The sequence below is a fragment of the Kitasatospora sp. NPDC023176 genome (assembly GCF_055560495.1).
This window is the reverse complement of sequence record NZ_JBVHIP010000035.1, coordinates 80,201-101,772: the sequence shown is the minus strand read 5'-3', so window position 1 is coordinate 101,772 and position 21,572 is coordinate 80,201. Positions and strand designations below refer to the sequence as shown.

13 protein-coding genes are annotated in these 21,572 nt (G+C 73.0%); 10 read left to right on the top strand and 3 right to left on the bottom strand.

The features are described from left to right. Window positions 1-650 precede the first annotated feature (650 nt). Both ACZ3YL_RS34190 and pepN read left to right on the top strand, forming a co-directional pair. Window positions 651-2,228 (top strand): outer membrane protein assembly factor BamB family protein, encoded by a 1,578-nt coding sequence (locus ACZ3YL_RS34190; RefSeq protein WP_465661253.1) that lies wholly within the window; start codon window positions 651-653, stop codon window positions 2,226-2,228. Between the two features lie 133 nt (window positions 2,229-2,361). Continuing rightward, window positions 2,362-4,941 carry an aminopeptidase N gene (gene pepN / locus ACZ3YL_RS34185; protein ID WP_465661251.1) on the top strand — a complete coding sequence of 860 codons (2,580 nt, stop codon included), beginning with the start codon at window positions 2,362-2,364 and terminating at the stop codon, window positions 4,939-4,941. Window positions 4,942-5,044: 103 nt separating this feature from the next. Here pepN and ACZ3YL_RS34180 read toward each other — a convergent pair whose 3' ends face one another. Both ACZ3YL_RS34180 and malQ read right to left on the bottom strand, forming a co-directional pair. Next, complete coding sequence (locus ACZ3YL_RS34180) at window positions 5,045-5,269, bottom strand: hypothetical protein (RefSeq protein ID WP_188303613.1); 225 nt, start codon at window positions 5,267-5,269, stop codon at window positions 5,045-5,047. Window positions 5,270-5,278: 9 nt separating this feature from the next. Then, window positions 5,279-7,438: a 4-alpha-glucanotransferase gene (malQ, locus tag ACZ3YL_RS34175; protein ID WP_465661260.1), complete on the bottom strand. Its 2,160-nt coding sequence runs from the start codon at window positions 7,436-7,438 to the stop codon at window positions 5,279-5,281. A 272-nt stretch (window positions 7,439-7,710) separates the two neighbouring features. Here malQ and ACZ3YL_RS34170 point away from each other — a divergent pair, with 272 nt between their 5' ends. Beyond that, window positions 7,711-11,652 carry a beta-N-acetylglucosaminidase domain-containing protein gene (locus tag ACZ3YL_RS34170; protein WP_465661249.1) on the top strand — a complete coding sequence of 1,314 codons (3,942 nt, stop codon included), beginning with the start codon at window positions 7,711-7,713 and terminating at the stop codon, window positions 11,650-11,652. Between the two features lie 128 nt (window positions 11,653-11,780). Here ACZ3YL_RS34170 and ACZ3YL_RS34165 read toward each other — a convergent pair whose 3' ends face one another. Next, a complete protein-coding gene (locus ACZ3YL_RS34165; protein ID WP_465661247.1) occupies window positions 11,781-12,425 on the bottom strand; it encodes an HNH endonuclease in 645 nt (214 codons plus the stop codon). Between the two features lie 591 nt (window positions 12,426-13,016). Here ACZ3YL_RS34165 and ACZ3YL_RS34160 point away from each other — a divergent pair. From ACZ3YL_RS34160 to ACZ3YL_RS34130, 7 genes are all read left to right on the top strand, one after another. Beyond that, the gene (locus tag ACZ3YL_RS34160) at window positions 13,017-14,087 is read left to right on the top strand and encodes a mechanosensitive ion channel family protein (RefSeq protein ID WP_465661258.1); all 1,071 of its coding nucleotides are present in this window, start codon (window positions 13,017-13,019) and stop codon (window positions 14,085-14,087) included. A gap of 219 nt (window positions 14,088-14,306) precedes the next feature. Then, on the top strand, window positions 14,307-15,497 hold the full coding sequence (locus tag ACZ3YL_RS34155) for an ROK family transcriptional regulator (protein WP_465661245.1): 1,191 nt from the start codon (window positions 14,307-14,309) through the stop codon (window positions 15,495-15,497). Window positions 15,498-15,677: 180 nt separating this feature from the next. Continuing rightward, the gene (locus ACZ3YL_RS34150) at window positions 15,678-17,033 is read left to right on the top strand and encodes an ABC transporter substrate-binding protein (RefSeq protein ID WP_188309713.1); all 1,356 of its coding nucleotides are present in this window, start codon (window positions 15,678-15,680) and stop codon (window positions 17,031-17,033) included. Window positions 17,034-17,056: 23 nt separating this feature from the next. Further along, the gene (locus ACZ3YL_RS34145; RefSeq protein ID WP_188309712.1) at window positions 17,057-18,055 is read left to right on the top strand and encodes a carbohydrate ABC transporter permease; all 999 of its coding nucleotides are present in this window, start codon (window positions 17,057-17,059) and stop codon (window positions 18,053-18,055) included. A gap of 20 nt (window positions 18,056-18,075) precedes the next feature. Beyond that, entirely contained in the window at window positions 18,076-18,993 is a 918-nt protein-coding gene (locus tag ACZ3YL_RS34140; protein WP_188309711.1) for a carbohydrate ABC transporter permease, read from the top strand. Then, window positions 18,993-20,291 (top strand): 6-phospho-beta-glucosidase, encoded by a 1,299-nt coding sequence (locus tag ACZ3YL_RS34135; protein ID WP_188309710.1) that lies wholly within the window; start codon window positions 18,993-18,995, stop codon window positions 20,289-20,291. Before ACZ3YL_RS34140 ends, ACZ3YL_RS34135 begins: the two co-directional genes overlap by 1 nt. 99 nt (window positions 20,292-20,390) lie before the next feature. After that, a complete protein-coding gene (locus ACZ3YL_RS34130) occupies window positions 20,391-21,410 on the top strand; it encodes an N-acetylglucosamine kinase (protein WP_188309709.1) in 1,020 nt (339 codons plus the stop codon). Window positions 21,411-21,572: the final 162 nt, after the last annotated feature.

The following is a 21,572-nucleotide window of genomic DNA, read 5'->3' as shown; positions in this document are numbered from 1 at the left end:
CCGTTGGCAGTCTGAAAATCACCCGTCACGCCCCTCTCCGCAGCCACCCCCTGCGCCGCCCCCTTCCGCAGCGCGTCCCTCTCGCCTGGTCGGGTGAGGGGGAGGGAGGGGGGGAGGATGGGAGGCGCGGGGGCTGGGTGGGTGGGGGGGATTGCCGGGGGTGGGTGGGTGTGGGGAGGGATGCGGGGGGTGGGGGTGGTTTTGGTGCGGGTGCGCGGGGTTTGTCCTGCGGGGCCGTGGGGCGTGGGGGTGGGGTGGGTGGGGGGTGAAGGTGTTGCGTGGTCAGGGGGTGTGGGGGTGGGGTTCCGTGGTCCTGGCGGCGGCCTGAAACCGGCCGCCACTAGCATGGTGCCCAATCTCACCCGTCCCACCGGACCGTGGACGGTACCGGCCGGGGGACGCATCCAGACATGACGGGGAATCAGATGGCAGGGGATCACCCTACGCCGGGTGCAGGCGACGCATCGGGCAGTGGCCCGCAGGACAACCGGGGCGTTTCGTTCGGGCGCCCGGCAGGCGGCGTGGATCCCGCCGCCGTCGCGGACCAGATGACACAGCTCGACGGTTCGGCGGTTCCGGGGCGGCCGCCGGTCGGTCCGCCGCCGCCGGCCCAGCCGCCGGCGCCTCCGGCCCAGCCGCCGATGGGGGGCGTGGACTACGGGGCGTACGCGCCGACCGCGCCCGGCATCCCCGCCCAGGCTCCGCCGCCGCCGGCCGGTGCGCCGATCGGGCCGTACGACCCGGTGAACGGGGGCGGTTACCCCGCGCCGGACGCCGCCCAGGGGTACGCCACCGGCGGGTACGACTACCAGCAGCAGGGCGGGTACACCTACCCGGGTGCGCCGGTGCCGGTGGCGCCCAAGCAGCGCAACCCCGTGATGCTGTGGGGCGGGATCATCGGCGGCGTGCTGGCGATCGCGATCGTGATCGGGCTGGTCGTGCTGCTCAAGCCGAACGACCCCAAGCCGGGCCCGGGCCCCGGGCCCGGCCCGGTGGCGAACTCGGGCGGCTCCAGCAGCGTCGCGGGCACGGACGGCGGGAACAGCGTCTCGCCGGCGCCGGACTCCAAGGCCACCTTCAACGTCGCGTGGAACGCCCCGTCGCCGGCCAACACGGACGCCACCAACCAGCTGCTCGGCATCTGGGGCACCGACAAGTACGCCGTGCGCGTGGACGGCGACGGCGTCAAGGCCTACAACCTGACCGACGGCAAGCCCGCCTGGAACATCCCGGTGCCGTCCGGCAGCAAGGAGGTGTGCAGCGCCTCGTACACCTCCAACTCCAAGAACATCGCCGCCGTCGCGTTCAACACCGGCGACTACGACTGCTCCACCGTCGGCGCGATCGACCTCACCCAGGGCAAGCTGCTGTGGACCGTCAAGGCCACCGCCGACCGGCTCTCCCAGCCGACCCTGAGCGTCACCGACAACGTGGTCGTCGTCGGCGGCAACGCGGTGGCCGGGCTGAGCGTCGCCACCGGCCAGCCGGCCTGGCAGTACCAGCCGCGCGACAAGGACTGCACCATGCGCGCCCGCGCGGCCGGCAACCAGATCGCGATCAGCGACCGCTGCTACATGACCAGCGGCCCGAAGTCGCAGCTGGTCATCGTGAACGCCGACTCCGGCAAGCCCGCCAGCACGCCGATCACCCTGACCGGCACCATCGAGCAGGTCGACTCGGTCATCCAGGACAAGCCGCTGGTCCTGCTGATCACCAACGGTCCGAACGGCGACTACATCCTGCCGTTCGACAAGGACAACAAGCCGGGCAACCAGATGTCCGTCAAGGAGCCCGGCTCGGACAGCCTGCGCCTGTCCGGCCAGGACACCGCCTTCACCCGCAACGTGGTGAGCGGCAGCACCCTGTACGTCCAGGTCAACCCGACCAAGCCGGCCATCAACGCCTACGACCTGAACACCGGCAAGCGCCTGTGGGCGGCCAGCCCGGGCGACAGCAGCGGCAGCGACATCCGGCTGGTCACCGGCACCGACAAGGACGGCAAGATCCGGGCCGTGGTCTCGCAGGGTTACGACAAGCCGTCCCGGCTGGTGACGCTCTCGCCGACCGACGGCTCGATGACCGACATCGGCACCATGGCGAACGCGAACGGGAAGTTCGACATCAGCGCCAGCACCTCGGTGTACTTCGTCTCGGACGACGGCAACGCGGTGTACGCGTTCCGCCGCTACACCAGCAGCGACGGTCCGCTGACCAAGTGGCGGAAGTGACGCGCTCCGGTCGATGACGGCGGGGCGGGTACGGGCCGGTGGCCCGGGCCCGTCCCGCCTTCGTCTTATCCGGTCGGCCACCTGTCGGGCATGCGAGGATTCGATCCATCAGCCTGACGAAGGAGTGCAGCGAGTGCCCGGCACCAACCTGACCCGCGAAGAGGCCCGCACCCGGGCCGACCTCATCCGGGTGGACGCGTACGACATCGAGCTCGACCTCGGCTCGGCCCGCGAGGGCGGCACCTTCCGGTCCACGACCGTGGTCCGGTTCACCGCCACCACCCCCGGCGCCGACAGCTTCATCGACCTCGTCGCCCCCGGCGTCGAGGAGATCACCCTCAACGGTGCGGCGCTCGACCCGGCGAGCTTCGCCGACAGCCGCATCCCGCTGCCCGGCCTGGCGGCCGAGAACGAGCTGCGGGTGGTCGCCGACTGCTCCTACAGCAACTCCGGTGAGGGCCTGCACCGGTTCGTCGACCCGGTCGACGGCGAGACCTACCTGTACACCCAGTTCGAGGTGCCGGACGCCCGACAGGTCTTCGCGAACTTCGAACAGCCGGACCTGAAGGCCACGTTCGCGTTCACCGTGACCGCCCCCACCGGCTGGGTCGTGGTCTCCAACTCGCCCACCCCCGAGCCGGTCGGCGAAGGCGCCACCCAGGTCTGGAAGTTCGAGCCCACCGGCCGGATCTCCAGCTACATCACCGCGCTGGTCGCCGGCCCGTACGTGGGCGTCTTCGACACCTACGAGAACGGCGAGCAGCGCGTGCCGCTGGCCGTCTACTGCCGTCCCTCGCTGCGCGAGTACCTGGACGCCGAGGCGATCTTCGAGGTCACCAAGCAGGGCTTCGACTACTTCCAGGCGAAGTTCGACTACCCGTACCCGTTCCCCAAGTACGACCAGCTCTTCGTCCCGGAGTTCAACGCCGGCGCGATGGAGAACGCGGGCGCCGTCACCCTGCGCGACCAGTACGTGTTCCGCTCCAAGGTCACCGACGCCGCGTACGAGTCGCGTGCCGCGACGATCCTGCACGAGCTCGCCCACATGTGGTTCGGCGACCTCGTCACCATGGAGTGGTGGAACGACCTCTGGCTCAACGAGTCCTTCGCGACCTTCGCCGAGGCCGTCTGCCAGGCCGAGGCCCCCGGCTCCAAGTGGCCGCACTCCTGGACCACGTTCGCCAACCAGATGAAGACCTGGGCCTACCGGCAGGACCAACTGCCGTCCACCCACCCGATCATGGCGGACATCAACGACCTGGAGGACGTCCAGGTCAACTTCGACGGCATCACCTACGCCAAGGGCGCCTCGGTGCTCAAGCAGCTGGTGGCGTACGTCGGCCAGGACGCCTTCTTCGAGGGCGTGCGGGCGTACTTCAAGCGCCACGCCTGGGGCAACACGCGGCTGAGTGACCTGCTCGGGGCGCTGGAGGAGGCCAGCGGGCGCGACCTCAAGGCCTGGTCCAAGTCCTGGCTGGAGACCGCCGGCATCAACGTGCTGCGGCCGTCTCTGGTGGTGAACACGGACGGTGACATCGAGTCGTTCGCGGTTCTGCAGGACGCCCCCGCGCTGCCCGCCGGCGCCAAGGGCGAGGCCGTGCTGCGCCCGCACCGGATCGCCATCGGCCTGTACGAGCTGGTGGACGGCTCGCTGGTGCGCACCGACCGGATCGAGCTGGACCTCGACGGCGCGCGCACCGAGGTGCCCGAGCTGGTCGGGCGGCACCGGCCGGCCGTCGTGCTGCTCAACGACGACGACCTGACGTACGCCAAGATCCGGCTGGACGAGGACTCGATGGCCGTCGTCACCGAGCACCTCGGCGGCTTCACCGACTCGCTGCCGCGCGCGCTGTGCTGGGCCTCCGCCTGGGACATGACCCGCGACGGCGAACTGGCCGCCCGCGACTACCTCGCGCTGGCGCTGTCCGGCCTCGGCCGGGAGAGCGACATCGGCGTGGTGCAGTCCGTGCAGCGCCAGGTCAAGCTCGCCCTGGACGCCTACACCGACCCGGACTGGCGCGAGCAGGGCCTCGCCCGCTGGGCCGCCGCCGCCGAGGAGCACCTGCGCGCCGCCGAGCCCGGCAGCGACCACCAGCTGGCCTGGGCCCGCACCCTCGCCGCGGTCGCCCGCACGGACGGTCAGCTGGACCTCCTCGCCGGGCTGCTGGACGGCTCGGTGGAGCTCAAGGGCCTGGCGGTGGACACCGAGCTGCGCTGGGTCCTGCTGTCCCGGCTGTCCGCCACCGGCCGGGCCGACGAGGCCGCGATCGTCGCCGAGCTGGAGCGGGACAACACCGCGGCCGGCCAGGAGCACGCCGCCTCCTGCCGCGCCGCCCGCCCGACCGCCGAGGCCAAGGCCGCGGTCTGGGCCGCGGTGGTGGAGGCGGACAACCTGACCAACTACGTGCAGGAGGCCATGATCGCCGGCTTCCAGCAGTCGGACCAGCGGGAGCTGCTGGCGCCGTACGCGGAGAAGTACTTCGCCGCGGTCAAGGGCATCTGGGAGACCCGCAGTCACGAGATCTCGCAGCAGATCATCGTCGGGCTGTACCCGGCGCTGCAGGTCTCCGAGGCGACGCTGGCCGCCACGGACGCCTGGCTGGCCTCGGCCGAGCCGGCGCCGGCGCTGCGGCGTCAGGTCGTCGAGTCGCGGGCCGGGATCGAGCGGGCGCTCAAGGCGCAGGTGGTCGACAAGGCCGCCGGGGGCCGGTGACCTGCCCTGGAAAGGCCTGAAGGGGCGCCGGACGGATCGTCCGGCGCCCCTTCGGGGTTGTGCGGGTCTTGCGGGTCTTGCGGGTCCTTGGTGGACGCGGCGGTTACTTCTTCTTCTTGCCGTACGGCAGACCGGCGAGGGCCGCGATGACGACGAACGCGGCGAGCGGGATCAGCACGTACAGGCCGATGGTCTGGCCGACGCTCAGGCCGGCACCCGGGTCGTCGCCGTCGTCCCTGGTGAGGGCCATGGCGGGCGACGACAGCAGCATCATCAGCGTGACCGTTGCGGAGACCGCGCCGGCTCGCAAAGCGTTCCTCTTGTCCACGTTTCCAACTTACCCGCCGCTTACGGGAGGGCGCGCGTCGGGGTGGTGGTGTGGGTTCCGCTTGCGGGTTCCGGGGCTCCCGGTGACGGGTTCCGGGGCCAGGAGGTGGGCGAGGAGGCGGGCGGCGGGGGTGGCGGCGAGGTGGTCCAGGGTGACCGGGTCGCCCGCGCCGTCGGCGACCGGGAGGCGCCAGTTCGGGTACTGGTCCCAGGTGCCGGGCAGGTTCTGCGGGCGCGGGTCGCCGACCAGGTCCGGCAGCCAGACGCCGACCAGTTCGGCCGGGGTCGCGCGCAGGAAGCGGTAGAGGGCGGGCATGGAGACGGGCTCGTCGGGGGTGAGCAGGCCTCGCGCGGTCAGTTCGGCCCGCCAGTCGGCCAGCTCGGCGGCGGCCTCGTCCTGCTCCTCGGAGAGTGGGCGGGCGAGCAGGCCGAGGCGGTGGCGCAGCTCGACGTGTTCGCCGGAGAGCCGGGCGGCGGTGCTGGGCAGGTCGTGGGTGGTGAGGGTGGCCAGGCAGCCGGGGCGCCAGCGGTCGGGGGGCAGGATCTGCCCGGCGTTGCCCCAGTCCCGTTCGAACCAGAGGACGGAGGTGCCCAGGATGCCCCGGGCCGCCAGTTCCTCCCGTACGCCCGGCTCGACCGTGCCCAGGTCCTCGCCGATCACCGCGGTGCCCGCCCGGTGCGCCTCCAGTGCGAGGACGCCGAGCATCGCCTCGGCGTCGTAGCGGACGTAGGCGCCCTCGGTGGGCGGGTGGCCGTTCGGGACCCACCAGAGGCGGAAGAGGCCCATCACGTGGTCGATGCGGAGCGCGCCCGCGTGCCGCGTGGCGGCCTTCAGGAGTTCCGCGTACGGGGCGTAGCCGGCCTTGGCCAGGGCGTCCGGGCGCCAGGGCGGCAGGCCCCAGTCCTGGCCGTGGGCGTTGAAGGCGTCCGGCGGGGCGCCGGTCGAGATGCCGCCGGCCAGGACGTCCTGGAGCGCCCAGGCGTCGGCGCCGTCCGGGTGGACGCCGACGGCGAGGTCGTGGATCAGACCGACCGGCATGCCGGCGTCGCGGGCCGCGCGCTGGGCGGCGGCGAGCTGCTGGTCGACCTGCCAGGCGAGCCAGCGGTGGAACTCGACGCTTGTTTCGAGCTCTTTGGCGGCCTGGTCGATGTGTGGGCCGTTCGGGTGACGCAGGCCCTTCGGCCAGTGGTGCCAGTCGGCGCCGTGCACCTCGGCCAGGGCGTTCCAGAGCGCGTGCCGGCGCAGCCACTCCCCCTCGCGGCGCTGGTACGCCTCGTAGGCGGCCTGGCGGCCGGGGGCGCGCGGGACCTCGTGGAGGCTCTCCAGGGCTTCGCGTTTGAGGGCCCAGACGGCGTCGCGGTCGACCAGGCCGTCGTGGGCGAGGACCTCCTCGCGCAGCCTGGTGGCCCGGCGGGTGAGGTCGTCGGCCTGCCGGCGCTGCTCGGCGGTGAGGTAGCCGTACTCGGGGACGGCCTCGATCCGCAGGTGGACCGGGTCGGCGAAGCGCCGGGAGGAGGGGCGGTAGGGGGACGGGTCGGAGGGGGTGCCGGGGGCCGCGGGAAGGCCCTGGTGCAGGGGGTTGATCTGGAGGAAGCCGGCGCCGAGTTCGGCCCCGGCCCACTGGGCGAGGTCGGCGAGGTCGCCGAGGTCGCCCATGCCCCAGGAGCGGGCGGAGAGGACGGAGTACAGCTGGGCGAGGAAGCCCCAGCTGCGGCCGGGGAGTTGGGGCAGCTGTTGGGGGGCGACGATGAGTGGGGACTGCTGCTTCTTGTCGTTGCTCTCCGCCGTGAGGGTGTGTCGGCCGAGGGGGAGGTCGGCGGGCAGCCAGTGCGAGTGGCCGCGTGGCAGCTCCCAACTGCCGCCGTCCTCCAGCTCGATGTGCAGCCGGACATCGGCGGGGACGTCCAGTGCGGTGCGTCGGCCCTGTCGGGCGACGACGCAGGGTGGCAGCAACCTGCGGTGCTGTTCGGTCCGGTGACGCTCCAACGCCTCCCGTACCTCCTCCGGCGAACCCGCCGCCACCCCCAGCGCCGCCAGCACGGCTACCAGCGTCCGCGCCCCCACCGCCTGCCCGCCCGCCCCCGGATACCGGGTGTCCACCCCGTACGCCTGGGCCAGCGCCAGCAGTTCGGCGGGCGGCGGCGGCGCGTCCTGCGCCGGGACCTTCAGCCCGTCGACTCCGTCACTGTCGTGGTAAGCGGCCACTCGCGGCTCCTGCGATGTCTCGGCAACGCCTGGTCAGGACTCCCAAGTCCTACCCGGGTGACGGGCCGAGCACGCTGTGCGACACGAGTACGGGCGGTGGATCGATCGGTGACAGCCAGTCAGGACAATCGGATATTCAGGAGCAAAACCGGCATAGCCGTCGGTGACGTTGACACCGGGTTGGGTAGCTGGTGGGGTTGCGAGCGTTGTGGTCCAGGCCTGGCGAGGAGGCCCTTGTGCAAGCCCGAGTGTCCGTTACGGCCGGGCGGCGGCTGCGACAGCAGTTGGAGCAGAGTCCGGTGTTGCGCGAGGTGCTGGACCATCCGGCGGCGCTGGCGGCCCGGCGGGCCACGGCGCGGACGTGCCGTCAGCTGGTGCCGCGGACTGCGGACCGGCTGATCGCCGACCTCAAGGGGACGGAGCCGCTGTTGGCGTCGGTGCGGGCCGAACGCGCGGCCGGGCGGCCGGGGCGGCGGGCGGTGCGGATCGCCGCCGGGGTGGTGACCGCGGCGGTCGTCGGCGGGCTGCTGGCCGGGCCGCTGCCCTCGTCGGCGTACGCGGCCGGGCCCGGGCCGGACGTGGTGAGCAGTGCACCGCAGACGCCGCTGGGCAGCGTGACCAACCCGCAGGTGTTCCCGCACCCGCAGGAGCAGACCGCGGCCGGACGGGCGGTCACCGTGCCGGCCGCCGTGGCGCTGGTGACCGCGCCCAAGGTGGACCCGGGCGCGGTGGACGCCGTCCGCGAGGTGCTGGGCATCGCCGGGGCCACCGCGGTGACCCCGCAGCCGGACGGCGGCACCCCCGCCGCCGGCTCGCTGGTGGTGTACATCGGCGGCCCCGCCGAGGGCGCCGACGGCGAGACCGACCGGACGCTGCGCCAGCTGACCGCCGCGGCCGGCGGCAAGGACGGCTCCGCGCCCTCGACCGCGGGCATGCCACCGGGCGGCTACGTGCTGTCCGCCGGCCAGCTGCCCGCCCAGGGCGGCGGGACGTACGGCGCGGTGGTGCTCGCGGGCGCCGACGCGGCCGGCACCTTCTACGCCGCGCAGAGCCTGCGCCAGCTGCTCGCCGCCGTACCGGCCGGTCAGGGCCAGGGGCCGGGCGCGGCCGGGCTCGGCCTGCCCGGGATCACCCTGCGGGACTGGCCGAGCGGCGCGGCGGTGCGCGGCACCGCGGAGGCGTTCTACGGCACCCCGTGGACCGCCCAGCAGCGGCTCGACCAGGTCGACTTCCTGGGCCGCTCCAAGCAGAACTTCTACCTCTACGCCCCCGGTGACGACCCGTTCCGGCTCAACCGCTGGCGCGACGCCTACCCCGTCAACCAGCAGTCCGAGCTGCGCGAACTCGGTGACCGGGCCCGGCAGAACCACGTCACCCTCGGCTACGCGATCGACCCGGGGCAGTCCCTCTGCTTCAGCTCCGGCACGGACGTCGACGCGCTGGTCGCCAAGCTGGACGGGCTGCGCAAGCTCGGCTTCACCGCGTTCCAGCTGCAGTTCCTGGACGTCAGCTACGACGAGTGGCACTGCGACGACGACCGGGACGCGTACGGCAGCGGCCCGGCCGCCGCCGCCAAGGCGCAGGCCGCGCTGGTCAAGAAGGTGCAGGACCGGCTGATCGCCAGGAACCCCGGGCTGGCGCCGCTGTCGATCGTCCCCACCGAGTACCACAAGCAGGGCACCACGCCGTACCGCAAGGCGCTGGCCGACGCGCTGCCCGCCGGCGTGCAGGTGGCCTGGAGCGGCGGCGGGATGATCCCGGAGAAGATCACCGGCGCCCAGGCCTCGGACACCGGCAGCCTGTACGGGCACCCGCTGGTCACCATGGACAACTACCCGGTCAACGACGCCAGCCCGGACCGGCTCTTCCTCGGCGCCTACACCGGCCGCGACCCGGAGGTGGCGACCCGCTCCGCGGTGCTGCTCACCGGCGCCATGCAGCAGCCGGTGGCCTCCCGGATAGCCCTCGCCACCGCCGGGGACTTCGCCTGGAACCCCACCGGCTACAAGCCCGACGACTCCTGGCAGGCCGCGGTGCGCTCGCTCGCCGGGCCGACCGGCGCCGCCGCCACCCCCGCCGGATCGGCGCTGTCCGCCGTCACCGCGCTGGCCGGCAACAGCACCTCCTCGCCGCTGGCCAAGCAGGAGTCCGGCTACCTCCAGCCGCTGCTCGACCAGTTCTGGGCCAACGCCGAACCCACCTCAGGCGCCGCCCCCGACCTCGCCAGGCTGATAGCGGCGGCGGGCCCGCTGCGGGACGCCTTCACCGCGATGGCGGGCGCCCAGCAGACCCTGGCCGGCACCCAGGCCACCGCCCAGCTGGCCGCCGAGGCCGGGCCCTGGCTGGGCCCGCTGCGCGACTACGGGCTGGCCGGGCAGGCCGCGCTGGACATGCTGCTGGCCCAGCACGGCGGCGACGGCACGGCGGCCTGGAAGGCCCGGGTGCAGCTCAACCGGCTGCGCGCCCAGCTCGCCCAGGCCCCGGCCACGATCGGCGCGGGCGTGCTCGCTCCGTTCCTGGACCGGGCCGTGCGCGCCGCCGACAACTGGTCCGGCGTGGTCAGCGGCGGGGTCACCCCGACCAGCAGCATGGGCACCGCGCACGACCACCTGCCCGCGCTGATGACCGACGGCCAGGCCGACACCTTCTACTGGAGCTCCGCTCCCCCGCAGCCCGGCGACTCGGTCGGCGTGGACCTCGGCGCGGGCCGGCCGATCAGCGGCGTCACCGTGCTGATGGGCGGCTGGGGCAACGGCCCGGACGCCCAGACCGCCGTCGACGACTACCTCCGCGACGGCGTCCTGGAGTACAGCACCGGCGCGGGCGGCTGGCAGCAGCTCGCCGTGGTGAAGAACCAGAAGACGGTCAGCGCCCAGCTGCCGCCCGGCACCGTGGTCCGGGCGGTGCGGCTGCGGGCCACCGCCGCCCAGAAGACCGCCATCGCGGTGCGCGAGTTCACCGTCACCGCACCGGACGAGTCCCCGGCCAGCGTCTCCGGCGGCCCCGCCGCGCTGCCCGACTCCTCGGCCGCGGCCGTCCTGGACGGCAACCCGGACACCGCGTACCGCGCCGCCAAGGCGCCCACCGCGCAGGACGAGCCGCTCACCGTCGCACTCGGCGCCGCCCGGCCACTGGACCGGCTCACCGTGCTCACCGACCCGAACGTGCACGCCACCGCCACCGTCGCGGTGCGCCGCTCCGACGGCAGCTGGACGGACATCGGCACCGTGCAGCCCGGCTACAACGAACTGCCGGCCGGCGGGCAGCTCGCCGACGCGTTCCGGCTGACCTGGAAGCCCGGTGGCGACCCGCCGGTGGTCAACCAGGTGATCCCCTGGTACGCCGACGCCCCGGCGGCCCGGCTGAGCCTCGCCGACCCGGCCCTGGACGTGGTCACCGGCGCCGCCGCCCCCGCCAAGACCCAGGCCACCGTCGAGGCCGGCCGCCCCGAGGGCACCACCGGCGAGCTGCGGATCGACGTGCCGGCCGCCGCCAAGGGCCTCACCGTCACCCCGGCCGGCCCGGTCACCGTGCCGCGCGGCGGGCGGGTCGGCGTGCCGCTGCTGGTCACGGCCGCCCAGGGGACGCCCTCCGGGACGTACCAGGTGCCGGTGTCCTACGTGGCGGGCGGCACCACCGTGAAGCAGGTGCTGCAGGTCCACGTCGTCCCGCCGACCGGCGGACCGGACCTGGCGCTCGGCGCCCAGGCGTCGTCCTCGGGCGACGAGACGCCGAACTTCCCGGCCGCGGCGATCGCCGACGGCGACCCGAAGACCCGCTGGTCCTCGCCGGCCAAGGACGACGCCTGGGTGCAGCTGGCGCTGCCGCAGGCCGGCCACCTGGGCGCGGCGGTGCTGCACTGGCAGTCCGCGTACGCCTCCTCGTACAAGATCCAGGTCTCGGCGGACGGCAGCACCTGGACGGACGCCGCGACGGTGGACAACGGCAAGGGCGGGGACGAGACGGTGCGCTTCGACGCGCCGAACGTCCGGTACGTGCGGATGCAGGGCGTGGCGCGGGCCACCAAGTTCGGCTACTCGCTGTACGGCATCGAGCTGTACGGCGTCACCGCCCCGGCCGCCCCGCCGCAGCAGCCGGCCAATCCGCCGGCCAACCAGCCGGCCCAGCCGGGGGCGCCGGCCGCCCCGCCTGCGGCCCCACCGGCGGCGAAGCCGTAGGTGCAGCCGTAGATGCAGCGGAGCCGGCTCGGAAAAGCGGCGGGCCGCCGGGCTCCCCTTCGCGGGGGGCGCGGCGGCCCATGAGGCGCGTACCGACGGTGTGACGGGCGGGCCCTGTCGTGCTGTGGTCAGGCGGAGAGCGGTTCGGGCTGCTCGCCGCGGCGGACGGGGGCGGGGTGGGCGACGTGCGCCCGGCCGATCGGGACGGAGTGGGTGGGCTCGGTACGGTCGTGGTGCTCGTACTCGCCCCACTGCGCGGCGCGCAGCTGGTCGCCGCCGCCGTAGGGCTCCAGGTAGGGCCGCCAGCGCGGGTCCTTGATCCCGGTGCCGATGATCCGCCAGGCGAGGCCGCTGGGCGGCGCGGGTTGGCGTTTCATCCGCCAGCCGAGTTCGGTCAGGTGCCGGTCGGCCTTGGTGTGGTTGCAGCGGCGGCAGGCCGCCACCACGTTGTCCCACCGGTGCTGGCCGCCCCGGCTGCGCGGGATGACGTGGTCGACGCTGGTTGCGGCGGCCCCGCAGTAGACGCAGCGGCCGTGGTCGCGGGCGAACAGTGCCCGGCGGGTGAGCGGGACGGGCCCGCAGAACGGGACCCGCACGAAGCGGGTCAGTCGGACGACGGACGGCGCCGGAAGGGCGCTGGTGGCGCTGTGCAGAGTGACTCCCGAGTCCTCCAGGCTGACCGCCTTGTGGTTGAGGACCAGGATGAGTGCGCGGCGCATCGATACGACGCCGAGTGGCTCGTAGGACGCGTTGAGGACCAGGACATGCGGCACGGATGCCTCCTTGGACGCCTGCGGCGCGTGGCTCGCGCCGGGACGAGCGGTTGGATCGCGCAACGAGTGCGTGATCTCCCCCAGTGTCGCCTTACGCCTTCGTACGGCGCCACCACTCCTGTGTAACGGACCTGACGTGAACTCCGGGTGTGGTGTCTGTCATACCCGGTATGCCCTGGCGACGGTCCGGTTGCACCCGGGTGCGACCGGGGCGGGGGCGGCGGAGGGGCCGGGGGCGCGGCTCGGCCGGTCGGAGCAGTGCCGTGGGCCGTACGGCGGACGGGCTGCGGCCGTCCGGGGGAGGTGTGGCCGGTGGTGCGGGCGTGGTGCGGGGGTGGTGCCCGGGGGGAGCGCACCGGGGCGTTGACAGGGCGTCCGGGGCGGACCGCACGCCGGTCGGTGGGTCCGGGTTGGTGTTCGGTGCCGGATAGGCTAGCCCGCACGGTCCGCGGGCCGCTTGCGCGGCACGGACCGGTCACGCCCCCAGCAAGGAAGGCCCCGCACGTGTTCCGCTCCGGCGCCACCGGTCCGACCGACGCGTCCCCGACGCTCTCCACCCCGACGCCGGCCCCCTCGCCCACCGCACCGGACCTGCCGCAGCTGCGCATCCCGACCAGCGCGCAGGACGTCACCGACACCACCAAGCAGGCGGCCAGCTGGTTCGACACCCACTGGCAGAGCTGGCTGGCCGGCGGCCTGCAGATCGTCCTGATCATCGTGCTGGCACTGGTCCTGCGGGCCGTGGTGAACAAGCTGGTCACCCAGCTGATAACGAGGATGGCGCGCAGCCACGACCACCGGGAGGAGAGCCGGCTGGGCGGCCTGCTGGCCAACCACGGGGTGGTGAACCCCGAGCGGCGCCAGCAGCGCTCCGAGGCGATCGGCTCGGTGCTGCGCAGCATGGCCTCCTTCACCATCCTGGGCACGGCGGCGCTGATGGTGCTCTCCGCGCTCGGGATGAACCTGGCGCCGCTGCTGGCGAGCGCCGGTGTGGCCGGTGTGGCGATCGGTTTCGGCGCCCGCAACCTGGTCACGGACTTCCTCTCCGGGGTCTTCATGATCATGGAGGACCAGTACGGCGTCGGTGACGAGATCGACACCGGGGTGGCCAGCGGCACGGTGCTGGAGGTCGGCCTGCGGGTGACCAAGCTGCGCGGGGCCAACGGCGAGATCTGGTACATCCGCAACGGCGAGGTGAAGCGGATCGCCAACATGAGCCAGGGCTGGGCGACCGCCTCGGTGGACGTCCAGGTCGGGTACAAGGAGGACCTGCAGCGGGTCGAGGACCTGATCCAGGAGACCGCCGAGGGCCTGTCCAAGGAGGCGCCGTACGACGAACTGGTCTGGGCGCCGGTGTCGATCCTCGGTGTCGAGTCGGTCGCGGCCGACTCGGTGATGGTGCGGATCGAGGCCCGGACGGCGCCGGGCAAGGCCCCGACGGTGTCCCGGGCGCTGCGCCAGCGGCTGAAGACGGCCTTCGACCAGGCCGGGATCAAGGTCAAGGAGGAGGCCGCGGCGGTCGCCACCGGCGTGTCGATCACCGCGGTGGAGCCCTCGCCGCCGTCCGCCCTCTCCGACCCGACCTCGCCGCGCTACCGGGCGGCCGAGCCGATCCCGGTGCCGAAGCCGCCGGCGGACGACCCGACGCTGCAGAAGCCGTAACGCTCCGCCCGGCCGTCCTCGACGGGCGAAGGCCCCGCTCCCGCTTCGGCGGGGGCGGGGCCTTCGGCGTGGGCGGGCGGGGGGCCGGTAACGCTTCGGCATCCTCCGGAGTACCGGGCATTGACACCCCGCTGACGGGGACCGTACGGTCCTGTTCCAAGCGACTGGAAAGTTTCCTAACAGTTCCGGTCCATCAGCCGAAAGGGGAGGATTCCGGCCATGACCAAGAGCACCGCCAAGGCTCCCCTCGCCGGCACCCCCAGTCTGTTGCGCGCCATCAACGACCGCGCGGCCCTCGAACTCCTGTTGGAGAACGGGCCGCTCTCCCGCACCCAGATCGGCAGTCTGACCGGGCTGTCCAAGCCCACCGCCTCGCAGTTGCTGTCCCGGCTGGAGGCGGCCGGGCTGGTGCTGCCGGTGGGTACCACCGAGGGCGGGCCGGGCCCCAACGCGCAGCTGTACCAGGTGAATCCGTCCGCCGGGTACGTCGCCGGGCTGGACGTCACCAACAGTGGGATCCGGGTCGCGATCGCCGACATCACCGGCAGCACGCTGGTCGAGCACAGCGTGTCCAGCAGAGGTGTCCCGGCCGCCGGGACGGTGCCGAGAGTGGCGGCCGCCGTCGCCGAGGCGGTGCGCGCGGCCGGACTGCCCGAGCGGAGCCTGCGCACCGTCGCGATCGGGGTCGGCGGCGCCCCCGACCCGGTCACCGGCAAGCTGCGCTACGCCTCCCACCTGCCCGGCTGGCACTCGCCCCGGCTGGTCGAGGAGCTGACCGCGGCGATCGGCGCCCCGGTGTCGATCGAGAACGACGTGAACCTGGCCGCGGTCGCCGAGCAGGCCTCCGGCGCGGCGGCCGGCTTCGAGGACTTCGTCCTGCTCTGGGCCGGGGTGGGCGTCGGCGCTGCCGTCGTGATCGCCGGACGGCTGCACCGCGGCTTCACCGGCGGCGCCGGGGAGGTCGGCTACATGCCGGTGCCCGGCTCACCGGTCGAGTGGGACGCCCGCCGCCGCAAGTTCGGCGGCTTCCAGGACCAGGTCGGCGCACCGGCCGTCCGCACCCTGGCCCGCGAGCACGGGCTCGGCGCGCCCACCGCGGAGGAGTCGATCGCCAAGGCCCTGGAGACCCCGGGCGCCGGCGAGGCCTTCCTCACCGAACTGGCCGGACGGCTCGCCGTCGGGCTGTCCGTGATCGTCGCCGTGGTCGACCCCCAGCTGGTGGTCCTCTCCGGCGCGGTGCCGAGCGCGGGCGGCGAACGCCTGCGCGCGCTCGTCGAGGACGAACTGGCCCGGATCTGCCTCGCCCGGCCGGAGATCCGCAGCACTGCCCTGCCCGGCTCGCCCGTCCTGCTCGGCGCCCTGCAACGCGCCCTCACGGACGCCCGCGAGGCGGTCTTCTCCACCCACTGATCCACCCACTGATCACCCACTGATCCAACCGTTGATCCCGTCCTGCCGGCCCGGCCGGCCCTGATCCGCCCACTGACGCTCCCCCGCTCCCGAAGACGACCTGCACCCACCTCTCCCCCAACCCCTACGCGGGCCCCGAGGCAATGACGCCTGCCCGCGCACCCCCAGGAGGACCTCGAAGTGCACGCCATCACCTCCCGCAGAGGCCGCCGCACGATAGCCGCCGTCGCCGGCAGCGCCGTCCTGGCCCTGCTCGCCTCCGCCTGCACCGGTTCCAGCGAGTCGGGCGGCACCGACGACTCCGCCAGCGGCAAGGACGTCACCATCACCTTCTGGCACGGCTGGAGCCAGGACAACGAGGTGAAGGCGATCAACGACACCATCGCCGCCTTCGAGAAGGCCCACCCCAACATCCACGTCAAGCCGGTCGGCAACGTCGCGGACGACAAGGTCAACCAGGCCCTGCGGGCCGGCGGTGACGACGCGCCGGACGTGGTGTCCTCCTTCACCACCAACAACGTCGGCATGTTCTGCTCGACCAAGGCGTTCATCGACCTCAAGCCCCAGCTGCAGAAGAGCGGCATCGACGCGGCCAAGACCTTCCCGGCCGCGATGCTCAACTACACCCAGTTCCAGGGCAACCAGTGTTCGCTGCCGCTGCTCGGCGACGCGTACGGGCTGTACTACAACAAGAAGGCCTTCGCCGCCGCCGGCATCACCGCCCCGCCGAAGACCTTCAGTGAGTTCGCCGCGGACGCCAAGGCGCTCACCATCGCCGACGGCGACTCCTACAAGCAGCTCGGCTTCATGCCGCTGTACCACGGCTACGAGTCCACCACCGAGCACTTCCTCGGCCAGTACGGCGCCGGCTACTTCGGCGCCGACGGCAAGTCGAACCTCGCCACCGACCCCAAGGTCGGCGCGATGCTCGACTGGCAGAAGGGCATGGTGGACCAGCTCGGCGGCTACGCGAAGCTGGACAAGTACCGCGCCACCTTCGGCGAGGAGTTCAGCGCCAAGAACCCCTTCCACACCGGCCAGGTCGCGATGGCCATCGACGGTGAGTGGCGCACCGCCTCGCTCGCCGAGAACAAGCCGGACTTCGACTGGGCCACCGCGCCGTTCCCGGTGCCGGACGACCAGGCCGCCACCTACGGCCGCGGCTACCAGACCGGCACCATCGTCGGCATCGCCAGCACCAGCAAGAAGCAGGCCGCGGCCTGGGAGTTCGTCAAGTACCTGACCACCGACACCGACGCGGTGGTGAACTTCGCCAACGCGATCCACAACGTGCCCAGCACCTTCGACGCGCTCAACTCGCCGAAGCTGGTGAGCGACGCGAACTTCAAGACCTTCCTGGACGTCGCCAAGAACCCGAACTCGGGCACCACCCCGGCCAGCGTCAACGGCGGCGGGTACATCGTCTCGCTGCAGAACCTCGGCTACGACTACGAGTCCGGAAAGCAGACCGACCTCAAGGCCGGCCTGGCCGCCACCGCCAAGCAGATCGACACCGACATCGCCCAGGCGAAGTAGCGGGAACGGTCCACGGAGCTCCCATGTCACTCGCGTTCGGCACCCGCAAGGGCGCCGGGACGACCGACCCGGCGGCGCCCTCCACGCAGCACCTGCTGCGCCGGAAGCGCCGCCGGGAGGCGGCCCGCACCCTCGCCTTCCTCTCCCCCTGGCTGATCGGGTTCAGCGTCTTCTTCGTCTACCCGCTCGTCTCCACCGCCTACTTCTCCTTCACCCAGTACAACGGCTTCGGCGCGCCGACCTTCAACGGCCTCAAGAACTGGGACTACGTCCTCAACCAGCTGCCGACCTTCTGGCAGGGCCTGCGCAACACCCTGTGGCTGGTGCTGATCATGGTGACCCTGCGAGTCGCCTTCGGCCTCGGCATCGGGCTGCTCATCACCAAGGTCAAGACCGGGGCGGGCTTCTTCCGCACCGTCTTCTACCTGCCGTACCTGGCCCCGCCGGTGGCCGCCACCGTCGCCTTCGCCTTCCTGCTCAACCCCGGCACCGGGCCGCTCAACCACCTGCTCGGCGAGCTGGGGCTGCCCCAGCCGGGCTGGTTCGCCGACCCGAACTGGTCCAAGCCCGCGCTCACCCTGCTCGCCATGTGGGGCATCGGCGACCTGATGGTCATCTTCATGGCCTCGCTGCTGGACGTCCCCAAGGAGCAGTACGAGGCGGCCGAGCTGGACGGCGCCGGCCCGTTCCAGCGGTTCCGGTACGTCACGCTGCCGAACATCTCCCCGATCATCATGTTCGCGGTGGTCACCGGGGTCATCCAGACCATGCAGTACTACACCCAGGCGATCGTGGCCGGGAAGGTCGCCAGCGGCATCGCCGGCAACTCCGGCCAGCAGTTCGAGCCCGGCTACCCGCAGGGCTCCACCTGGACCCTGCCGCAGATGGTCTACAACCTCGGCTTCCAGCGCTTCAACTACGGCGCGGCCTGCGTCGTCGCCCTGGTGCTGTTCGCCCTCTCGATGGCCGTCACCTCGGTCCTGCTCCGCCGCAAGTCCGGCTTCATGGCGAGCGACGACTAGCGACGGATGAGGACTCCGACATGACTCTCAGCTCCACACCCACGCCCACCATCAGGCCCGGTAAGGCCCCGGCCCCCACCTCCAGGGGCACCGCCGCCGCCCGGACCGCCCGGCGCCGCGCGCTGCTCGACTGGGTGGCCGTGCACTCGCTGGCCATCGCCGCCGCGCTGTTCTTCCTGCTGCCCTTCGTCTTCGTCTTCCTCACCTCGGTGATGAACGACCAGCAGGCGCTCACCACCGACTACTGGCCCACCTCCTGGAACTGGGGCAACTACGCCGAGGTCTGGGACACCCCCGGCTTCCTCACCTGGTGGCGCAACACCCTGGTGTACGCCGGCGCCGGCACCCTGCTGACCGTCGTCTCCAGCCTGCCGGTCGCCTACGCGCTCGCCAAGTTCCGCTTCCGCGGCCGCAACCTGGCGCTGATGGCGGTGATCGCGATGATGATGCTGCCGCCGCAGGTCACCGTCATCCCGATGTACCTGTTCTGGGCGAAGCAGATGGGCCTCGGCGGCTCGCTCTGGCCGCTGATCATCCCGATGGCCTTCGGCGACGCGTTCTCGATCTTTCTGCTGCGCCAGTTCCTGATGACCATCCCCAAGGAGTACCTCGAGGCCGCCCGGATCGACGGCTGCGGCGACCTGCGCACCCTGCTGCGGGTCGTGCTGCCGATGGCCAAGCCGGCCATCGCCGCCGTCGCCCTGTTCCAGTTCTTCTACTGCTGGAACGACTACTTCGGCCCGCAGATCTACGCCAGCAACAACCACGAGGCCTGGACGCTCAGTTACGGCCTGGAGTCGTTCAAGGCCGCCCACCACACCAACTGGAACCTCACCATGGCCGCCACCCTGCTGGTGATGGCGCCGGTGATCATCCTCTTCTTCTTCGCACAGAAGGCCTTCATCGAAGGCGTGACACTGACAGGGGTCAAGGGCTGATGTCCACTGTTCCCAGCCTCAAGCTGGCCATCGTCGGCGGTGGTTCGACCTACACCCCCGAACTCATCGACGGCTTCGCCCGGCTGCGCGACAGCCTGCCGATCGGCGAACTGGTACTGATCGACCCGGCCGCCGAGCGGCTGGAGCTGATCGGCGGCCTCGCCCGGCGGATCTTCGCCAAGCAGGGGCACCCGGCGGCGGTCACCGTCACCACCGACCTGGTGGCGGGCGTCGCCGACGCCGACGCCGTGCTGCTCCAGCTGCGGGTCGGCGGCCAGGCCGCACGCAACCGGGACGAGACCTGGCCGCTGGAGTGCGGCTGCGTCGGCCAGGAGACCACCGGCGCGGGCGGGCTCGCCAAGGCGCTGCGCACCGTCCCGGTGGTGCTGGACATCGCCGAGCAGGTCCGGCGGACCAACCCGGACGCCTGGATCGTCGACTTCACCAACCCGGTCGGCATCGTCACCCGGGCCCTGCAGAGCGCCGGGCACAAGGCCGTCGGGCTGTGCAACGTCGCCATCGGCTTCCAGCGCAAGTTCGCCGCCCACCTGGGAGTGGCCCCGGAGCTGGTCCGGCTGGACCACGTCGGGCTCAACCACCTCACCTGGGAGCGCGGGGTGACCCTGCTGGACGCCCCCGGCGCCGCCACCGGGCGGGAGGTGCTCCCGGAGCTGCTCGCTTCGCACGGCAAGGAGATCGCCGAGGACCTCCACCTGCCGCAGGCCTTCGTGCGACGGCTCGGCGTGGTGCCCTCCTACTACCTGCGGTACTTCTACCAGCACGACGCGGTCGTCGAGGAGCTCAAGGCGCAGGGCTCCCGGGCCGCGCAGGTCGCCGAGATCGAGCGGCAGCTGCTGGAGCTGTACGCCGACCCGGCCCTGGACACCAAGCCCGAACTGCTCGGCCGGCGCGGCGGGGCCTTCTACTCGGAGGCCGCCGTCCAGCTGATCGCCTCCCTGCTCGGGACCGACGGCGGGACGACCGTCCAGGTGGTCAACACCCGCAACGACGGGGTGCTGCCGTTCCTGCCGGACGACGCCGTCGTCGAGGTGCCGGCCGAGGTCGACGCCCGGGGCGTACGGCCGCTGCCGCAGCGGCCGGTCGAGCCGCTGTACGCCGGGCTCATCGCCGCCGTCACCTCGTACGAGCACCTCGCCCTCGACGCCGCCCTGCGCGGCGGACGCGACCGGGTCTTCGACGCCCTGCTCGCCCACCCGCTGGTCGGCCAGATCGAACTCGCCGACCGGCTCACGGACCGGCTGCTCGCCCACAACCGCGAGCACCTCGCCTGGGCCTGACCGCCCTTGCCGGGCCCTCCGGGAGGGCCCGGCCGTGAGGAGACGGACCACCCCCGGCCGGGGTTTGCGGCCGGGCCACGTACGAGCCGCGGGGACCTGATGACCCACCAGCCCGAACCACTCCTGCCCGGCGTCCTCGCCATCGACGCGGGCAACTCCAAGACCGACGTCGCCCTGATCGGCGCCGACGGCACCGTCCGCGGCACCGCCCGCGGCGGCGGCTTCGCCCCCCAGAAGATCGGCGGCGCCGCGGCCGTGGCCGGCCTCGCCCCGCTGGTCGAGGAAGCCGCGGCGGCGGCCGGCCTCCCCGCCTTCCGCGGCGTGCTCACCAGCCACGTCAGCGCCTGCCTGGCCAACGCCGACCTGCCGGTCGAGGAGGAGGCGCTGCGCACCGCCCTCGAATCGCACCCGTGGGGCCTCAGCAACACCGTCGTCAACGACACCTTCGGCCTGCTGCGGGCCGGCACCGACGGCCCGCGCGGGGTCGCGGTGGTCTGCGGCGCCGGGATCAACTGCGTCGGACTGCTGCCGGACGGGCGCACCGCCCGCTTCCCCGCCCTCGGCGAACTCACCGGCGACTGGGGCGGCGGCTCCGGACTCGCCATCAACAGCATGTGGCACGCGGTGCGCGCGGAGGACGGGCGGGGCGGGCCGACCGGTCTGGCCCGCGCCATCGCCGAACACTTCGGCCTGCCCAGCGCCGGCGCCGTCGCCGAGGCCGTCCACCTCGGGCACCTGCCGGGCACCCGGCTGCACGAGATCGTCCGGGTGCTGTTCGCGGTCGCGGCCGAGGGGGACGCCGTCGCCCTGGAGCTGATCGACCGGCAGGCCGACGAGATCGTCCGGCTGGCCGCGGTCGCCCTCGGCCGGCTGGACCTGCTGGACGCCCCGACCCCGGTGGTGCTCGGCGGTGGGGTGCTCGCCTCCCGGCAGCCGCTGCTGCTCGACAACGTGACGGCCCGGCTGGCGCGGGCCGCGCCGCTGGCCGAGCCCCGGGTGGTCGTCGCGCCGCCGGTGCTGGGCGCGGCCCTGCTCGGGCTCGACCACCTGGGCGCGGGCGGGACGGCGCAGGCCCGGGTGCGCGAGACGTACGAGGCGCAGCGGCCGGTCGCGGTCTGACGCCCGCCCCCTTGGGGACCTCCCGTCCCTCGGAGACCTCCCGCCCCCGCCGGATCCGCACATCCGGCGGGGGCGGGAACATTCGTGCGAGGGTGGGAGCCGTCCGGCGGGGGCGGCAACCTTCGTACCGGGGCGGGAACCGTCCGGCGCGCGCCGCTCGTG

Excerpts from the sequence above, each read along its gene's own strand:
- ACZ3YL_RS34130 (WP_188309709.1), top strand. The coding sequence starts at position 20,391 with ATGACCCACCAGCCCGAACCACTCCTGCCCGGCGTCCTCGCCATCGAC.
- ACZ3YL_RS34155 (WP_465661245.1), top strand. The coding sequence starts at position 14,307 with ATGACCAAGAGCACCGCCAAGGCTCCCCTCGCCGGCACCCCCAGTCTG.
- ACZ3YL_RS34140 (WP_188309711.1), top strand. The coding sequence starts at position 18,076 with ATGACTCTCAGCTCCACACCCACGCCCACCATCAGGCCCGGTAAGGCC.
- ACZ3YL_RS34135 (WP_188309710.1), top strand. The coding sequence starts at position 18,993 with ATGTCCACTGTTCCCAGCCTCAAGCTGGCCATCGTCGGCGGTGGTTCG.
- ACZ3YL_RS34145 (WP_188309712.1), top strand. The coding sequence starts at position 17,057 with ATGTCACTCGCGTTCGGCACCCGCAAGGGCGCCGGGACGACCGACCCG.